Here is a 16331-nt window from a genome sequence, read left to right as displayed (position 1 = left end):
AGGGCAGGGCCGCCAACCCCGCCGCAACGCTCTCCAAACAACCCGCCGCCCCGATCACACCGCACCCTCACCCCAATTCCGTCATCCTGACGAAAGTCAGGATCCAGAGCCAAGCAGGACAGCACCCCGCGACCCTGGGTCCTGACTTTCGTCAGGATGACGAAGGGGGGGCAGGGGGGCGGATAACCGAGGTGGGGGGGCGACCCCGGCCGCCCTCAAAGGACCAATCCATTGGCCAGCCAGTCCCGCGCCCGACCCACCCCAATCCCCCGCACACCCCCCGCACAGATCCCAGGTGTCCCACGCCGCAAATCCCGCTAGGGGCGGCCGGGTGATCGAACCCGTTCCCATCGCCACCGGCCCGGCGCCCGCCGATGCCCGCGCCGAGTTTCGCGCGCTGCTGCGGCTCGCCACGCCGCTGGTCGGGGCGAACCTGATCCAGATGGCGGTGTCCGCGGTCGACGTGATCTTCGTCGCGCGGCTCGGCACGGTCGATCTTGCCGCCGCGACGCTCGGCGTGTTCGTCTTCAATCTGCTGATGTTCGCGCTGATCGGGCTGACCAGCGCGGCGGCGCCGCTGATCGCCGCCGAACTCGGCCGCCGCGCGCATGCGGTGCGCGAGGTCCGGCGCAGCGTGCGGATGGCGCTGTGGCTCGGCATTCTCGGCTCGCTTCCCGTCATCCTGATTCTCACGCAGGGCGAAACGCTGATGCGGCTCGCCGGCCAGGACCCGGAGGTCGCGCGTCGCGCCGGCCGGTTCATGACGATCATCGCCTTTGCGCTGCTGCCCGGCGTGCTCGCGGGCGTCATGCGCACCGCGGCGGCGGCGCTCGGCCGGCCGGGCTGGGCGTTTCTCGTCACCGGACTGTCGCTAGTCGTCGGGATCGCGGGCAACTGGCTGCTGGTGTTCGGCAATCTCGGCTTCCCCGCGCTCGGGCTGGAGGGCTCGGCGCTCGCCAGCGTCGCCAGCCTCGGCGTGATGATGATCGCGTACGGCGTGATCCTGACGACGGACCGGCGGCTGCGGCGCTTCCACCTGTTCGGCCGCTGGTGGCGGACCGAATGGTCGCGCTTTCACGAGATCGTCCGGCTCGGCACGCCGATCATGCTGACCTGGATCTTCGAAGGCGCGCTGTTCGGCGGCGCGGCGCTGCTGATGGGGCTGATCGGCGTTGCGGAGGTCGCGGCGCATGCGATCGCGCTCAACATCGCCGCGGTCGCGTTTCAGGTGCCGTTCGGCGTCGCGCAGGCGGCGACGATCCGCGTCGGCATGGCGTACGGCGCGCAGGACCGGGTCTGGATCACCCGCGCGGGCAATGTCGCGCTGGTCGTCGGGATCGGCTTCATGGCGGCCAGCGCACTGCTGATCTGGGCGGTGCCGCGGCTGATGATCGGCGTCTATGTCGATCCCGACCTGCCGCAGAACGCGGTCGTCGTCGCGCTCGCGCTGCGGTTCCTCGGCGTGGCCGCGGTGTTCCAGCTCGTCGACGGCGCGCAGGCGGTCGCGGCGGGCGTGCTGCGCGGGTTGCAGGATACCCGCACGCCGATGCTGATCGCGCTGTTCGGCTATTGGGTGATCGGCTTCGGCACCGCGATCCTGCTCGGCTTCCGCACGCCGCTTGCGGGCGAGGGCGTGTGGTGGGGGCTGTTCGCAGGGCTCGCGGTGGTGTCGGTGCTGCTGCTGTGGCGCTGGTCGCGGCGTGATCGGCTGGGGCTCGTCCTGACCCGTGGAATGTAACGATTGACGCGATTTTCGATCGGGCGCCCGTTGACGATGCCGGGGACGCGGCACATATGACGGCTGTTGGCACTCGATATCGTCGAGTGCCAGAAATCTGTCACAAACCTAAAGGACATGGATCCCATGAACTTTCGTCCGTTGCACGACCGCGTGCTGGTGAAGCGCCTCGAAGCCGAAGAGAAGACGGCCGGCGGCATCATCATCCCCGACACCGCCAAGGAAAAGCCGCAGGAAGGCGAAGTCGTCGCCATAGGCACCGGGACCCGCGCCGAGAACGGCACGATCACCCCGCTCGACGTCAAGGCTGGCGACAAGATCCTGTTCGGCAAGTGGTCGGGCACCGAGGTCAAGGTCGACGGCGAAGATCTGCTGATCATGAAGGAATCGGACATTCTGGGCATCGTCGGCTGACGCCGACGTGGCCTGGACCGCCCCTTAGGGCTGGTCCGGACCGCGCTCAAAAATACCGTTTTCGTCTCAACATTCACAACATTCGTTTGAAAGGGTAGCTGACATGGCTTCCAAGGACGTAAAATTCGGTCGTGACGCGCGCGAGCGCATCCTCCGCGGCGTCGACATCCTCGCCGACGCGGTCAAGGTGACCCTGGGGCCCAAGGGCCGCAACGTCGTCATCGACAAGAGCTTCGGCGCACCGCGCATCACCAAGGACGGCGTCACCGTCGCCAAGGAGATCGAGCTCAAGGACAAGTTCGAGAACATGGGCGCGCAGATGCTGCGCGAAGTGGCCTCGAAGACCAACGACATCGCCGGTGACGGCACGACCACCGCGACGGTCCTGGCGCAGGCCATCGTCCGCGAGGGCATGAAGTCGGTCGCAGCGGGCATGAACCCGATGGATCTGAAGCGCGGCATCGATCTCGCCGTCGTCAAGGTCGTCGAGGACGTCAAGGCGCGTTCGAAGCCGGTTTCGGGTTCGAAGGAAGTGGCGCAGGTCGGTATCATCTCGGCCAACGGCGACCGTGAAGTCGGCGAGAAGATCGCCGAAGCCATGGAGAAGGTCGGCAAGGAAGGCGTGATCACCGTCGAGGAAGCCAAGGGTCTCGAATTCGAGCTCGATGTCGTCGAAGGCATGCAGTTCGACCGCGGCTATCTCTCGCCCTACTTCATCACCAACCCCGAGAAGATGACCGTCGAGCTTCAGGATCCCTACATCCTGATCCACGAGAAGAAGCTGTCGAACCTGCAGGCGATGCTCCCGATCCTGGAAGCCGTCGTTCAGTCGGGTCGTCCGCTCCTGATCATCGCCGAGGACATCGAGGGTGAGGCTCTCGCCACGCTCGTCGTCAACAAGCTGCGCGGCGGCCTGAAGGTCGCAGCGGTCAAGGCACCGGGCTTCGGCGATCGTCGCAAGGCGATGCTCGAGGACATCGCGATCCTGACCAAGGGCGAGATGATCTCGGAAGACCTCGGCATCAAGCTCGAGACCGTCACGCTCGGCATGCTCGGAACCGCCAAGCGCGTCACGATCGACAAGGACAACACCGTCATCGTCGACGGTGCCGGCGATCACGAGACGATCAAGGGCCGTACCGAAGCGATCCGTCGCCAGATCGAGAACACCACCAGCGACTATGACAAGGAGAAGCTCCAGGAGCGTCTTGCCAAGCTCGCCGGCGGCGTTGCCGTGATCAAGGTCGGCGGTTCGTCGGAAGTCGAAGTCAAGGAGCGCAAGGACCGCGTCGACGACGCGCTGCACGCAACCCGCGCAGCCGTCGAAGAAGGCATCGTCCCCGGTGGTGGTACGGCTTTGCTCTACGCGACCAAGGTGCTCGACGGCCTGACCGGTGCGAACGAAGACCAGACGCGCGGTATCGACATCGTCCGCAAGTCGCTGACCGCTCTGGTTCGCCAGATCGCGCAGAATGCGGGTCATGACGGTGCGGTGGTTTCGGGCAAGCTGCTCGACGGCAACGACTCGAACATCGGCTTCAACGCCGCGACCGACACCTACGAGAACCTGGTGGAAGCCGGCGTGATCGATCCGACCAAGGTCGTCCGCACCGCGTTGCAGAACGCGGCATCGGTCGCAGGCCTCCTGATCACGACCGAAGCGGCTGTGAGCGAAATGGCCGAAGACAAGCCCGCCATGCCCATGGGCGGCGGCGGCGGCATGGGCGGCATGGGCGGCATGGACTTCTGATCTTGGACCGGGGCAGGGCAACCTGCCCCGGACACAGGATCAGAACAGCCGGCGGGCTGGGCGGCGAAAGCCCCCAGTCCCGTCCGACGAAAAGGGCCGGCTTTGCCGGTCCTCCGTTCCGACCAAGACGACCCAAAGCAAAAGGGCCGGGGAGCGATCCCCGGCCCTTTGTCCGTTCTCACTATTGGCGAAAAAGCCTCAGCGGTTCTTCATCGCTGCGATCAGCTTCTTCACTTCCTGGCTGCGACCGCGCGGCATGATCAGCACGTCGTTGCCGCTCGCCACCACGATCAGGTCCTCGACCCCGACCAGCGCGACCTTGACGCCGTCGCTGCGCACCAGACAGTTCTTAGTGTCGATCGCCAGCACGCTGCCATCGCCATCGCCGCGATGCGCATTGCCGTCCGCGTCGCGCGCGCTGATCGCATGCAACGCGTCCCAACTGCCGACGTCGTTCCACCCCATCGCCACCGGCACCACCGCAACGCGGTCGGCCTTTTCCATGACCGCATAGTCGATCGAATCATCGGGCGATGCGGCAAAGGCCTCGGCATCGGGATAGACCCGCGTGCCTTCGCGGCGGGCGAGCTTCATCGCATCGGTCGTCGCGACCAGGATGCCGGGATCATGCTGCGCAAGGGCAGCAAGATAGGCATCGGCGCAGAACAGGAAGATGCCGCCATTCCAGGCATGATCGCCCGAAGCCAGCATCGCCTCCGCCTTGTCGAGCGGCGGCTTCTCAACGAAGCGCGCGACGCGGTGGACACCCGCGGCCAGCTCCTCGCCGACCTGGATCCAGCCATAGCCGGTTTCAGGCGCGTCGGGGGCGATGCCGAACGTCACCAGCCAGCCCTGCGCGACCATCGGCAGCGCCGCGGCGATCGCGGCGTGGAAGGCGGGCAGGTCGGCGATGACGTGATCGGATGGCATGACGAGCAGCGCGTCGCCGCTGCCGGCACCGGTCTCGCCCGCGGCGATCGCCGCCAGTGCGATCGCGGGCGCGGTGTTGCGGCCCATCGGCTCGAGGATCAGCGCCTGTGCCTCGGCGCCTGCGTCTGCCAGCTGCGCTTCGACCAGATTGGCATGCGCGGCGTTGGCGACGACGATCGGCGCGGCGAAGCGTTCGCCCTGCGCGCGGCCTGCGGTCAGCTGCAACATGGTCTGCTCCGCGGTCAGCGCGAGCATCTGCTTGGGCATCTCGGGACGCGACATCGGCCACAGCCGGGTGCCGGAACCGCCGGACAGAATCACGGGTATAATCGTTCGAACTGTCATGCGACCTCCACTCGGGAGACCGTATAACGACCAATCCGGGACTTCCAATCGCAAACCACCCCGCCAGCGCGCGGTCTTCAGCCTTTGTTTGCGAATTGGTGCAAAGAGACAGCTAGGTGTCGGGTGCGTTTACAGTCACCCTGTCGGGATCCCGCCGAACGATGATCAGGCTCTTCAAACACTATGTCCCCTATGCGGTGCTGCTGCTCGGCATCGTCGACGCCGTGTTGCTGGTCGTGGCGGGGGAGATCGGGTGGGTGGTCCGCGCGCATCAGATCGGCATGGCGGTCGAGCCGATCCACACGCGCGTGCTCCAGCTCGCGACCTTCGCCGCGGCGTTGCAGATCGCGCTGGTCGCGGTCGGCGCCTATGGTGTTGCCTCCTTCCTGTCGCTGCGGTTCGCCGCCGCGCGGCTCGCGGTCGCCTTCTCGCTCGGCGTGATCTTCCAGTCGCTGATCTTCTTCCTGGTCCCCGCGCTCACCTTCTGGCGGTCCAACCTGCTCTATGCGACGCTGATCGCCGCAGTCCTGCTGGTGACGGTCCGCGCGGTGCTCGGCCGCGCTCTGGGCGGCGACACGTTCAAGCGACGGATCGTCGTGCTCGGTGCGGGCCATCGTGCCGCACGCATCCTCGCGCTCTCGCAACAGCCCGGGATCAACTTCGTCGCGGCGGGCTTCGTCGCGATGGGCGAGGCGGAGGCGGTGGTCGACGGTGCGATTCCCCGCGCCGACATCCCGAACCTGGCGGCGCATATCGTCGACCTGAACGCAGGCGAAGTCGTCCTCGCGCTCGAGGAACGGCGTAACGCGCTGCCGCTCAAGGATCTGCTCCGTGTCCGCACGACCGGCGTCCAGGTCATCGAGATTTCGACCTTTCTCGAACGCGAAACCGGGCGGATCGATCTCAACAGCGTCAATCCGTCCTGGCTGATCTTCTCCGACGGTTTCGCCAGCGGCCGGATGCTGTCGAGCGTGTTCAAGCGCGCGTTCGACATCGTCGCCAGCCTGATCCTGCTTGCGGTCACGCTGCCGATCATCCTGGTCACCGCGCTTGCGATCAAGATCGAGTCGCGCGGCCCCGCCTTCTATCGTCAGCGGCGCGTCGGCCTGTACAATCAGGGGTTCGACATCCTGAAGCTCCGCTCGATGCGGCAGGATGCCGAGGTCGCGGGCAAGGCGGTCTGGGCGGCGGAGGACGATCCCCGGATCACGCGGATCGGCCGCTTCATCCGCAAGGTCCGCATCGACGAACTGCCGCAGACCTGGACCGTGCTCCGCGGCGAGATGAGCTTTGTCGGTCCGCGCCCCGAACGGCCGCAATTCGTCGACGAACTCGAGACCCATCTGCCCTATTATGCCGAGCGTCACATGGTGAAGCCGGGCATCACGGGCTGGGCGCAGATCAACTATCCTTACGGCGCATCGATCGAGGATGCGCGGCACAAGCTCGAATATGATCTGTATTACGCCAAGAATTATTCGCCCTTCCTCGACATGCTGATCCTTCTGCAGACGCTCCGGGTCGTCCTGTGGCCGACCGGCGCGCGCTGAACGTGGCATGATCGCGCTGCTGATCCTGTGGACGCACGCACTGGCCGCGCTGCTGTTCGGCGCGCTCGTGTTCAGGCAGGCGCAGCGGCCGGCCGGCGGCTGGTCGAACGCGGCCTTTGTCGGCCCGCTCGTCCTGACGACGCTCTGGGCGCTGGCCGTGTCGGGCATAGACTTTCGCGATGTCAGCACCCGGATCGCCGAGAGCGCGCGCTCCATCGCCTGGCTCGGCTTCATGTTCGCGCTCGTACGCCGGGAACGCACCGGCAATCGTGCGCTGGGTGCGGTCTATGGCACCGTCGTAGCGATCGCGGTGATCGGCGCGCTGCTCGCGGTCGTCGAACTGGTGCCGATGGATGCCGATGCGCAGGCACAGACCGAATCGGCACGGCTCGTGTTCGGGATGATGGTGGCGATCAGCGCGCTGGTGCTGGTCCATCATCTGCATCAGGCAGCACGGGCCCCGCCCGACGCGGCGTGGCACGGCGGGCGTCTGGTCGTGGTCGCGGTCACGATCATGTGGAGCGTCGATCTGCTGCTGGCTGTCAGCGCCTATGTCGCGCCGCGCTGGACGCCTGTGATCGTTGCCGTACGCGGTGTCGCGATGATCGGCATGGCGCTGCTCCTGCTCGTTGCGGTCACCCGTCGCGGCGACTGGACGTTCGCGGTGTCGCGTCGCGTCGCCACCCGGTCGCTCGCCGCGATCGCGGTGATCAGCTATGTCGGGATCACCGCCGTCGCGACCAGCGTCGCCGACGCCTATGGCGGCGATCACGCGCGGCTGATCCAGACCGCGATCATCTGCGGTGCGACCGCTGCGCTGTTCGGGCTGCTGGCCACGTCGTGGCTGCGCGCATGGGCGAAGGTGAAGATCGCCAAGCACCTGTTTCGCCATCGCTATGACTATCGCGCAGAGTGGCAGCGTTTTACCGAGACGCTGGGCGCACCGGGCGACGGCGCCGCGCCGCTCGACGGACGGATCGTGAAGGCGGTGGCGGACCTGACCGACAGCCCGGGCGGTCTCTTGCTGGTCCCCGACGGTCTGGGCATGAGCAGCGCCGCCGCCTGGAACTGGGAGATGACGACGGCGCCGGCGCCGATGTCGGATCGGGCGCTGGCCGAGCGTCTTCGTCTCAGCCCGCGGATCATCGAACTTGACCCCGTACGGCGCGGCACGGCGCCGGCGGAGGAGAGCGCTAGCGTGCCGCACTGGCTCAGCGCATGCCCCGTGGCCTGGGCGATCGTCCCTTTGGTGCATGGCGGTGCACTGGTCGGCGCGATCATCCTCGCCCGTCCGCCGGTCGATCGCGCGCTGGACTGGGAGGATTTCGACCTGTTGCGGGTCGCGGGCCGGCAGGCGGCGAGCTACCTTGCCGAGGACCGCGCGCATGCCGCGCTCGCGGACGCGCAGCGGTTCGACGAGTTCAACCGCCGCTTCGCGTTCATCCTGCACGACATCAAGAATCTCGTCAGCCAGTTGACGCTGGTCGCGCGCAACGCAGAGCGTCACGCCGACAATCCGGCGTTCCGCGTCGACATGGTCGCCACACTCCAGGACTCCGCCGATCGCATGAATGCGCTGCTCGCCCGGCTTTCACAAACGCACGCGGCCCCCAGCGAGCCGTTCCAGCCGGTCGATGTCGCAGCGCTGGTCAACCGCGTCGTCGGCGCGCGTCGCGCACAGCATCCGATCGCGGCACAGGCAACCGGACAGGTGCTCGCCCGGGCGCAGGCGGCACGGCTCGAACAGGTGCTCGGCCACCTGATCCAGAACGCGATCGAAGCGAGCGACCGCGACGCTTCGATCGTCGTCGCGGTCACGGCAAACGGCGCGACCATCGCGATCGACGTGATCGACCAGGGGTCCGGGATGAGCCCTGCTTTCGTCCGCCATCAGCTGTTCCGGCCGTTCGCCTCGTCCAAGCCGCTGGGGTTCGGGATCGGCGCGTTCGAAGCACTGCAACTGGTCGAGGCGATGGGCGGATCGCTCGATGTCTTCAGCCGGGAAGGTGAGGGGACGCGGTTCCGCATATCGTTGCCGGCGGCCGATGCGATGGAGGCGGCGGCATGAGCGCATCGGCATCCCCTGTGGAGGCGCGCCCGGTGCTTCTGATCGTCGAGGACGATCTCGGGCTGCAGCGACAGCTGCGCTGGGCGTATGAGGGCTATGAGATTGTCGTCGCCAGCGACCGCGCCACCGCGATCGAAGCGGTTCGTGCGCACGAACCCGCCGTCGTCACGCTCGATCTCGGCCTGCCACCCGATCCCGACGGCGTCACCGAAGGCTTTGCGACACTGCGCGAAATCCTCGCGCTGAAACCCGATACCAAGGTGATTATCGCGTCCGGGCACGGCGCCCGCGAAAGCGCGCTGACCGCGATCGCGGAGGGGGCGTGGGATTTCTATGCCAAACCGATCGATATCGACGTGCTCGGGATGATCGTCGCACGTGCGTTCCACGTCCATGGCCTCGAGGCGGAGAACCGGCGGCTTGCGGCGCGGGTAGCAGCGAGCGGGACGGGATTTGGCGGCGTGACCGCTGCCTCGCCCGAAATGGCGCTGGTGACGCGGACGCTCGAACGGGTCGCGCCCGCCAATGTGGCGGTGATGCTGCTGGGCGCGAGCGGCACGGGCAAGGAAGTGCTCGCGCGCGGCATCCATGATGCGTCGCCGCGCGCGCGGGGCCGGTTCGTCGCGATCAACTGCGCGGCGATTCCCGAGACCTTGCTCGAAAGCGAGCTGTTCGGTCATGAAAAGGGGGCATTCACCGGCGCGATCAAGACCACCGAAGGCAAGATCGAGCAGGCGGCAGGCGGCACGCTGTTCCTCGACGAGATCGGCGACGTGCCGCTGACGCTGCAGGTCAAACTGTTGCGGTTCCTGCAGGAACGAGTGATCGAGCGGGTCGGCGGCCGCAAGGCGATCCCGGTCGACACGCGGATCGTCTGCGCGACGCATCAGGATGTCGACGCGATGGTCGCGACGGGCCGGTTCCGCGAGGATCTCTATTATCGGCTGGCGGAAATCGTCGTGCGGATCCCCTCATTAGCAGAGCGCAGCGGCGACGCGGCGCTGCTCGCGCGGCATTTTCTGGCGAAGTACGCCAGGACGATGAATGCGGGCGTGACCGGCCTCGCCCCTGATGCGCGCGCGGCGATCGATGGCTGGAGCTGGCCGGGCAATGTTCGCGAGCTCGAAAACCGGATCAAGCGCGCGGTGATCATGGCCGACGGCAAGCTGATTACCGCTGCCGATCTCGACCTCGGCGGTACCGCCGACACGGCCGATGGGCTCAACCTGCGGGCGGCGCGGGAGGTGGCGGATCGCAAGGCGATCCGTCGCGCGCTGAGCCGTGCCGGGGGCAATATCTCGAGCGCCTCCAAGCTGCTCGGGATCAGCCGGCCGACGCTGTACGATCTGCTCAAAAGCTATGATCTCCATGCGTGACCCGCGATATCCGCTGTTGCGCCGCAGACGCGCACCGCGGCGACGGCGTGTGTTCACGCGGAGCCATGCCCGTCTGCTGGCGATCGCGCTGCTCGTGGTGGCGGTCGCGGGGACGGCGACGCTGCTGACGCTGCGGCGCGATCCCCCCGATGCGCGACGCTTGCTCCGCGACGCGCGGATCACGCTGCAGTCGGGCAATTACAGCGCGGCCCGGTCCAATGCGCAGGCGGCGATCGCGGCGGCGCCGTCGAACGGGCCTGCGCATGTGGTCCTTGCACGCGCCCTGCTCGAACTGGGAGACGGGCTCGCAGCCGAGGCCGAACTGACCCGCGCGCGCGATGCAGGCATCGCGATCGCCACGCTCTACCCGTTCCAGGCGCAGGCGCGGCTGCTCCAGAATGACCCGGTCGGTGCGATCGAGGCGGCCGACCGCGCCGCACCGCGCCAGGCCGCCTATGCTCGCCGCATCCGCGCCGCCGCGCTGGCACTGCTCGGCAACGGCGCTGCAGCCCGCGTTGATCTTGGCCGCCTGGTGGCAGAGCAGCCTCGCGACGGGCGCAACTGGACTGCGCTCGGTCGCGTGGCGCTGGCTATCGGCGATGTCGGTACCGCCGCGGATGCTGCGACGCGCGCGGTCGCGCTGTTGCCGGATGAGCCCGCGGCGCTGACGTTGCAGGGCGAAATTGTCCGCCGGCGGTACGGCCTGGTCGCAGCACTCCCCTGGTTCGAGCGCGCGCTTGCACGCGATGCCTATTATCATCCGGCGCTGATCGAATATGCCGCCACGCTCGGTGATGCCGGGCGGTATCGCGCCATGCTGGCGGCGACGCGACGCGCGCAGCGGGCGCGACCCGGCAGCCCGCAGGCGCTGTATCTCCAGGCGGTGCTCGCGGCGCGCGCGGGCCGGACCGAACTCGCGCGCGGGTTGCTCCAGAAGACTGGCGGGGCGATCGACAGCATGCCCGGTGCGATCCTGCTCAGCGGTGTGCTCGACTATGCCGAGGGGCGGTTCGAACAGGCCGGCGCGATGTGGCGCGGTCTCGCGCGGCAACAGCCGCTCAACGTCAGCGTGCGCCGGCTGTTGGGCGCCGCGTTGCTGCGGTCGGGTGATCCGCGCGGGGCGCGGGAGGTGCTGAGGCCGATCGTCACCCGTGCGGACGCCGACAGCTATGCGCTCGTGCTTTTCGCGCGTGCGGCAGCCGCCACCGCAACGACGGACCGTGAGCGCGAGGGTGTGGCGCAGGATCTCGATCGCGCAAACCGCGGTGCCACCGGGATGGCGACGGCCTTCGCGATCGACGATCAGGTCGGCACGCTCGACGCGGCGATCCTGCAGGTTCCGGGGGATCCGGGCGCTCTGCTGGCGGTGATTCGCGGCCGGATTCAAGCGCGCGCGCCGGGTGATGCGCTTGCCCGCGCCCGCAACCTTGCGCGGGCAAGCCCCGGCGCGCCCGCCGCCCAGTCGACGCTGGGCGACACCTTCGCGGTGGCGGGGCGTTACGCGGACGCTGCACCGCTTTATGCGCGTGCTGCGGATCTCAGCTTCGACGAACCGACGATGCTGCGCCTGGTCGACGCGCTGAGCCGGGTCTCGCGCCAACGCGAGGCATCGACCGCGCTGGCCCTGTATCTTTCGCAAAATCCGCAGAGCCTGACCGGCCAGCGAATCCTTGGCCATTGGCACGTGATGGCGGGCAACTGGACCGCGGCGATCGATACGCTCGAAGCGGTGCGCCGGCGGATCGGCAATCGTGACGCGGGGCTGCTGACCGATCTCGCGCGCGCCTATGCCGGGGCGGCGCCGCGTGACGGCGCAGATACGGCTGCGCTTCGCTATGCGCGCGCGGCCCATGCGCTTGCGCCGATGAATGCAGCGGCGACCGACGCCTATGGCATCGCGCTGGCGGGCGTGGGCAAGCTGGACGGTGCGCGGCAGGTGCTGACCAAGGCGGTGGCGCTGGCCCCCGGGGATCGCGCCATCGCCAGCCATCTCGCCGAGCTCCGTTAGACCTTGTCGCACGGCGGCGGTGCCGTCATGACCGCGCGATGACCGACCCGCTCGACAGGATCGCCGCCGCCCTCGAACGCCTCTCGCCGCCGCCGCCGCCAGTAGCGGACTGTCTGGCGTTTCCCGCCTATGTGTGGCGCAACCGGGCGCTTGTCCCGATCCGCGGTTTCGCCCCGCTGCCGCTCGATCTGCTGATCGGCATCGATCGGCAGAAGCATCTGCTGCTGGAGATGGTCCGGCGTGTCGCCAGCGGTCACGCGGCGCATGACGTCCTGCTATGGGGCGCGCGCGGTACCGGTAAATCGGCGCTGGTGAAAAGCGTTGTCGCCGCGGTCCAGGCCGAACAGGGCAATGTCGCGCTGATCGAGATCGCCGACATGACCGCGCTGCCGGGCCTGTTCGCGATGCTGGCACCTGTCGATCGCGCCTTCATCGTCTTCGTCGACGATCTCGGCATCGATACTTCGTCCGAGGCGCGCGTGCTGCGATCGGTGCTTGAAGGCGGCGCGGAGCCGCGTCCCGCCAATGTGCGTCTGGCCGTGACGGCGAACCGCCGGCATCTGGCGCCACGCGATATCGCCGAACAGGAAAGTGCCATCAATCCACGCGATTCGATTGACGACCAGCTCGCGCTGGCAGATCGGTTCGGACTCAGTCTGGGGTTTCATGCCGTCGATCAGGACGGCTATCTGGCAATCGTCGAGGGCTATGCGGCGCTGCACGATCTGCCATTTCAGCCCGACGAGGCCCTGACATGGGCAACGCAGCGGGGAAGTCGTTCCGGGCGTGTTGCCTGGCAGTATATCGTTGATCTAGCGGGGCGGTCCCGGCGCGCGATCAGCAAATAACGTAAAAAGGGCCGGCGCCGAAGCGCCGACCCTCAGAACAGCTTAGTTGCTGTCCGAATCGTTGTCGTTGTCGTCCTTGACGATGGCGACAACGCCAATCGCAACGACGCCAGCGGCGATCAGGCCGGCGATAACGCCAGCGCCTGCAGCCTTGTTCTTGCCGGTCGTTGCCGAACCGACGCGTGCCTTCGAAACCGACAGGCTCGACGCAGGGTTGGCAGGCGCAGCAACGGCTGCAACCGACGTGGACATCATAGCGATAGCGAGCGCGCTACCGGTCAGGTTCTTCAGCTTCATAAGACTCTCCAAAACGTACAATGGCGGGATGCTGCAACGCGGTAACATGTGTCAAGTTCCAAATGGTTCAGAGCGGTTTAGCTGCCGCTATTCGCCAACCTGCTCAGCCAGTTCGAGCCAGCGGAGTTCCGCAGCCTCCTTTTCGGCGCGCGCCGCCTCGATCGCGGCGGTCAGCCTGGCGAAGGTTGCATTGTCGCGCATGTACAGGTTCGGCGCAGCAAGCTTTGCGGCATCGCTCGCGATCTGGGCGTCGAGCGCCTCGATCCGCTTGGGGAGCAACTCATAATCGCGCTGATCCTTGTAGGTCAGTTTCGCACGCGGCGCGGGGGGCGGCGGCGCGGTCGCTGCGACCTTCTTCGAGGCCCGCTTGCCGCTGGTCTGGGTCGCACGGCGCTTTTCCCAGTCCTCGTATCCGCCGGCGACGACATCGACGGTTCCGGATCCGTCGAGCCCGAGCGTGATCGTCACCGTCCGGTCGAGAAAGTCGCGATCATGGCTGACGATCAGGACGGTGCCGTCATAATCGCCGATCACCTCCTGCAGCAGGTCGAGCGTTTCGAGGTCGAGATCGTTGGTCGGCTCGTCGAGCACGAGCAGGTTCGACGGCTTGGCGAATTCGCGCGCCAGCAGCAGTCGCGATCGCTCGCCACCCGATAGCGACCCGATCTTGGCGTCGACCATGTTCGGGTCGAACAGGAACTCCTTCAGATAGCCGTGGATATGCTTGCGCACACCGAGCACGTCGATCCATTCGCCGCCATCGACGACGACCTCGCGGACCGTCTTTTCAGGCGCCATCAGGCTGCGCTGCTGGTCGATCACGACCGCGTCGAGCGTCTGGGCGAGCTTGATCGAGCCGCTGTCGGGCTGGATCTCGCCGGTCAACAGCTTCAACAGCGTCGACTTGCCCGCGCCGTTGCGGCCGACGATACCAATCCGGTCGCCGCGCGTCACGCGCAGCGTCAGGTCGCCGATGATCGTCCGGTCCCCATACGCCTTGGTGACGTTCTTGGCGTCGATCACCACCTTCGACTTGGTGTCGTCGCTGCTGGTGACGAGGTTGGCCGAACCCTGCGGCCCGATCATCGAGGCGCGTTCGGCGCGCATCTCGTGCAGCTTGGTCAAGCGTCCCTGGTTGCGCTTGCGCCGCCCGGTGACGCCGCGAAGCAGCCAATGCTCCTCCAGCTTCAGGCGCGCGTCGAGCTTTTCGGCCTGGCGCTGTTCCTCGGCATAGACCTGTTCAGTCCACGCCTCGAACCCGCCAAACCCAACCTCGGCGCGGCGGATCGCGCCGCGATCGAGCCACAGGGTCTGCTTGGTGAGACGCGTCAGGAAGGTACGGTCATGGCTGATCACGACGAACGCGCCGCGGAAGCGCTTGAGCCAGTCCTCGATCCATTCGATTGCGCCGATGTCGAGATGGTTGGTCGGCTCGTCGAGCAGCAGCACGTCGGGGTCCTGCGCCAGCGCGCGGACGATCGCGGCGCGGCGGCGCTCGCCACCCGAGGCGGATGCGGCTTCGCGCGACAAGTCGATGCCGAGCTGGTCGGCGATCGAATCGGCTTCGTAGCTGACCGGTGCGTCGTCGCCGCCCATCACATAGTCGCGCAAGGTCGCGAAGCCGCGCAGGTCGGGCTCCTGCTCGAGAATGACGACCCGGGTACCCGGGACGATCGTCCGGCGGCCCTCATCGCCCTCGATGCTGCCGCCGAGCAGCTTGAGCAAGGTCGTCTTGCCCGCGCCGTTGCGGCCGATCAGCGCGAGGCGATCGCGCGGACCGATATGGATGTCGAGGTTGCGAAAAAGCCATCCAGAACCCTGGACAAGGCCGAGGCCTTCGAATGCGAGAATAGGTGCTGCCATGTCCGGGTCACCTAGGGTCGCCGGGTGATGCAGGCAAGTTACACTATGCTGTCGTCCTGCTGTCGCCCTCATTCACAGGCTGTTCAATGCGCCGGGCCTATGCCACCTCCATGAAGATGCTGCTGTTCCTGACAACTCTTGCTGCTTTCCCGATGCTGACGCCGCTGGCGGCGGGCGTTGCGGTGGCGCAGGCGCCCGATCAGCGGCACGGCGACCAGCGTTCCGCCTTCGAAGCGCGCAGGACCGGCCGGTCGCTGTCGCTGCGCGAGATCGAGGCGCGGGTGATGCCGATGATGCAGGGCGCGCAGTATCTTGGCTTCGACTATGATGCGGGCAGCGGCATTTACACGCTGAAGTTCCTGCGCAATGGCAATGTGATCTGGGTCGACGTCGATGGCCGGACTGGCCAGATCATCGGCCGCACCGGCCAGTAGCCTGGCCGCGAGCAATTCAAGCGAGAGGATTATCATGCGCGTTCTGATCGTCGAGGACGAGCCGAATCTCGGGGCTCAGCTCAAGAATACCCTCGAGGGCGCCGGCTATGCGATCGACCTCGCGGTCGATGGCGAGGAGGGGCATTTCCTGGGTTCGACCGAGAATTACGATGCCGTCGTGCTCGACCTCGGCCTGCCCGAGATCGACGGCCTTACCGTGCTCGACCGCTGGCGCAAGGAGGGCAAGGTCATGCCCGTCCTGGTGCTGACCGCGCGCGACAGCTGGTCGGACAAGGTCGCCGGGCTCGATGCGGGTGCGGACGACTATGTCGCCAAGCCGTTCCAGAGCGAGGAACTGATCGCGCGTCTGCGGGCGCTCATCCGCCGCGCGAGCGGCAATGCCTCGTCCGAGCTGACCGCCGGCGACATCCGCCTCGACACGCGCAGCGGCAAGGTGACGCGTGCGGGCGAGCCGGTGAAGCTGACCGCGCAGGAGTATAAGCTGCTGAGCTATCTGTTGCATCACAAGGGCAAGGTCGTCAGCCGCACCGAATTGATCGAGCATATCTACGACCAGGATTTCGATCGCGATTCGAACACGATCGAGGTGTTCGTGACGCGTATCCGCAAGAAGCTGGGTCAGGACGTGATCACGACGATCCGCGGGCTTGGCTACAGCCTCGAAGATCCCGACGCCTGACCGACATGAT

The 16331-nt window shown here is 67.0% G+C and carries 13 protein-coding genes; 10 read left to right on the top strand and 3 right to left on the bottom strand.

Annotated features, from left to right (window positions below; all coding sequences use genetic code 11):
• Positions 1-331 precede the first annotated feature (331 nt).
• The 3 genes from IFT71_RS17720 to groL all read left to right on the top strand — a co-directional run bounded on the left by IFT71_RS17720 (position 332) and on the right by groL (position 3902).
• Positions 332-1738 carry an MATE family efflux transporter gene (locus tag IFT71_RS17720; RefSeq protein ID WP_342212691.1) on the top strand — a complete coding sequence of 469 codons (1407 nt, stop codon included), beginning with the start codon at positions 332-334 and terminating at the stop codon, positions 1736-1738.
• A gap of 126 nt (positions 1739-1864) precedes the next feature.
• Positions 1865-2152, top strand: a complete 288-nt coding sequence (gene groES / locus IFT71_RS17715; protein ID WP_031394281.1) for a co-chaperone GroES — start codon at positions 1865-1867, stop codon at positions 2150-2152.
• Between the two features lie 103 nt (positions 2153-2255).
• The gene (groL, locus tag IFT71_RS17710) at positions 2256-3902 is read left to right on the top strand and encodes a chaperonin GroEL (RefSeq protein ID WP_031394280.1); all 1647 of its coding nucleotides are present in this window, start codon (positions 2256-2258) and stop codon (positions 3900-3902) included.
• 198 nt (positions 3903-4100) lie between these two features.
• Here the strand turns inward: groL and IFT71_RS17705 are convergent, their stop codons facing one another.
• Positions 4101-5177 (bottom strand): mannose-1-phosphate guanylyltransferase/mannose-6-phosphate isomerase, encoded by a 1077-nt coding sequence (locus tag IFT71_RS17705; RefSeq protein ID WP_192142598.1) that lies wholly within the window; start codon positions 5175-5177, stop codon positions 4101-4103.
• A gap of 161 nt (positions 5178-5338) precedes the next feature.
• On the opposite strand from IFT71_RS17705, the gene IFT71_RS17700 reads away from it, so the two are divergent.
• Genes IFT71_RS17700 through IFT71_RS17680 form a run of 5 tightly spaced genes read left to right on the top strand, consistent with a single transcriptional unit; the run spans position 5339 to position 13027 of the window.
• Positions 5339-6727 carry a TIGR03013 family XrtA/PEP-CTERM system glycosyltransferase gene (locus tag IFT71_RS17700; RefSeq protein WP_192142596.1) on the top strand — a complete coding sequence of 463 codons (1389 nt, stop codon included), beginning with the start codon at positions 5339-5341 and terminating at the stop codon, positions 6725-6727.
• Between the two features lie 7 nt (positions 6728-6734).
• On the top strand, positions 6735-8795 hold the full coding sequence (prsK, locus tag IFT71_RS17695; RefSeq protein ID WP_192142594.1) for an XrtA/PEP-CTERM system histidine kinase PrsK: 2061 nt from the start codon (positions 6735-6737) through the stop codon (positions 8793-8795).
• Positions 8792-10171 carry a PEP-CTERM-box response regulator transcription factor gene (prsR, locus tag IFT71_RS17690; protein WP_192142592.1) on the top strand — a complete coding sequence of 460 codons (1380 nt, stop codon included), beginning with the start codon at positions 8792-8794 and terminating at the stop codon, positions 10169-10171. The genes prsK and prsR overlap by 4 nt, the downstream gene beginning before the upstream one ends.
• On the top strand, positions 10164-12179 hold the full coding sequence (locus IFT71_RS17685; RefSeq protein ID WP_192142590.1) for a tetratricopeptide repeat protein: 2016 nt from the start codon (positions 10164-10166) through the stop codon (positions 12177-12179). Before prsR ends, IFT71_RS17685 begins: the two co-directional genes overlap by 8 nt.
• Before the next feature lie 38 nt (positions 12180-12217).
• Complete coding sequence (locus tag IFT71_RS17680; RefSeq protein ID WP_192142588.1) at positions 12218-13027, top strand: ATP-binding protein; 810 nt, start codon at positions 12218-12220, stop codon at positions 13025-13027.
• Positions 13028-13069: 42 nt separating this feature from the next.
• On the opposite strand, the gene IFT71_RS17675 is transcribed toward IFT71_RS17680, so the two are convergent.
• On the bottom strand, positions 13070-13324 hold the full coding sequence (locus IFT71_RS17675; RefSeq protein ID WP_031393487.1) for a hypothetical protein: 255 nt from the start codon (positions 13322-13324) through the stop codon (positions 13070-13072).
• 87 nt (positions 13325-13411) lie between these two features.
• Entirely contained in the window at positions 13412-15187 is a 1776-nt protein-coding gene (locus tag IFT71_RS17670) for an ABC-F family ATP-binding cassette domain-containing protein (RefSeq protein WP_192142586.1), read from the bottom strand.
• Positions 15188-15273: 86 nt separating this feature from the next.
• On the opposite strand from IFT71_RS17670, the gene IFT71_RS17665 reads away from it, so the two are divergent.
• On the top strand, positions 15274-15621 hold the full coding sequence (locus IFT71_RS17665; RefSeq protein ID WP_236559110.1) for a hypothetical protein: 348 nt from the start codon (positions 15274-15276) through the stop codon (positions 15619-15621).
• 34 nt (positions 15622-15655) lie between these two features.
• Complete coding sequence (locus IFT71_RS17660) at positions 15656-16321, top strand: response regulator transcription factor (RefSeq protein WP_031393490.1); 666 nt, start codon at positions 15656-15658, stop codon at positions 16319-16321.
• The last annotated feature ends 10 nt before the right edge of the window (positions 16322-16331 follow it).

The sequence above is a fragment of the Sphingomonas sp. CFBP 13733 genome (assembly GCF_014841795.1).
In the GTDB taxonomy this organism is placed as follows: Bacteria; Pseudomonadota; Alphaproteobacteria; order Sphingomonadales; family Sphingomonadaceae; genus Sphingomonas; species Sphingomonas aerolata.
Note: the sequence above shows the minus strand (reverse complement) of the source record. Positions and strands in the feature narration are given on the sequence as shown.

Bases quoted from the DNA above. Each gene is read 5' to 3' on its own strand.
- groES (WP_031394281.1), top strand. From the start codon at position 1,865: ATGAACTTTCGTCCGTTGCACGACCGCGTGCTGGTGAAGCGCCTCGAA.
- groL (WP_031394280.1), top strand. From the start codon at position 2,256: ATGGCTTCCAAGGACGTAAAATTCGGTCGTGACGCGCGCGAGCGCATC.
- IFT71_RS17705 (WP_192142598.1), bottom strand. From the start codon at position 5,177: ATGACAGTTCGAACGATTATACCCGTGATTCTGTCCGGCGGTTCCGGC.
- IFT71_RS17700 (WP_192142596.1), top strand. From the start codon at position 5,339: ATGATCAGGCTCTTCAAACACTATGTCCCCTATGCGGTGCTGCTGCTC.
- prsK (WP_192142594.1), top strand. From the start codon at position 6,735: ATGATCGCGCTGCTGATCCTGTGGACGCACGCACTGGCCGCGCTGCTG.
- prsR (WP_192142592.1), top strand. From the start codon at position 8,792: ATGAGCGCATCGGCATCCCCTGTGGAGGCGCGCCCGGTGCTTCTGATC.
- IFT71_RS17685 (WP_192142590.1), top strand. From the start codon at position 10,164: ATGCGTGACCCGCGATATCCGCTGTTGCGCCGCAGACGCGCACCGCGG.
- IFT71_RS17680 (WP_192142588.1), top strand. From the start codon at position 12,218: ATGACCGACCCGCTCGACAGGATCGCCGCCGCCCTCGAACGCCTCTCG.
- IFT71_RS17675 (WP_031393487.1), bottom strand. From the start codon at position 13,324: ATGAAGCTGAAGAACCTGACCGGTAGCGCGCTCGCTATCGCTATGATG.
- IFT71_RS17670 (WP_192142586.1), bottom strand. From the start codon at position 15,187: ATGGCAGCACCTATTCTCGCATTCGAAGGCCTCGGCCTTGTCCAGGGT.
- IFT71_RS17665 (WP_236559110.1), top strand. From the start codon at position 15,274: ATGCGCCGGGCCTATGCCACCTCCATGAAGATGCTGCTGTTCCTGACA.
- IFT71_RS17660 (WP_031393490.1), top strand. From the start codon at position 15,656: ATGCGCGTTCTGATCGTCGAGGACGAGCCGAATCTCGGGGCTCAGCTC.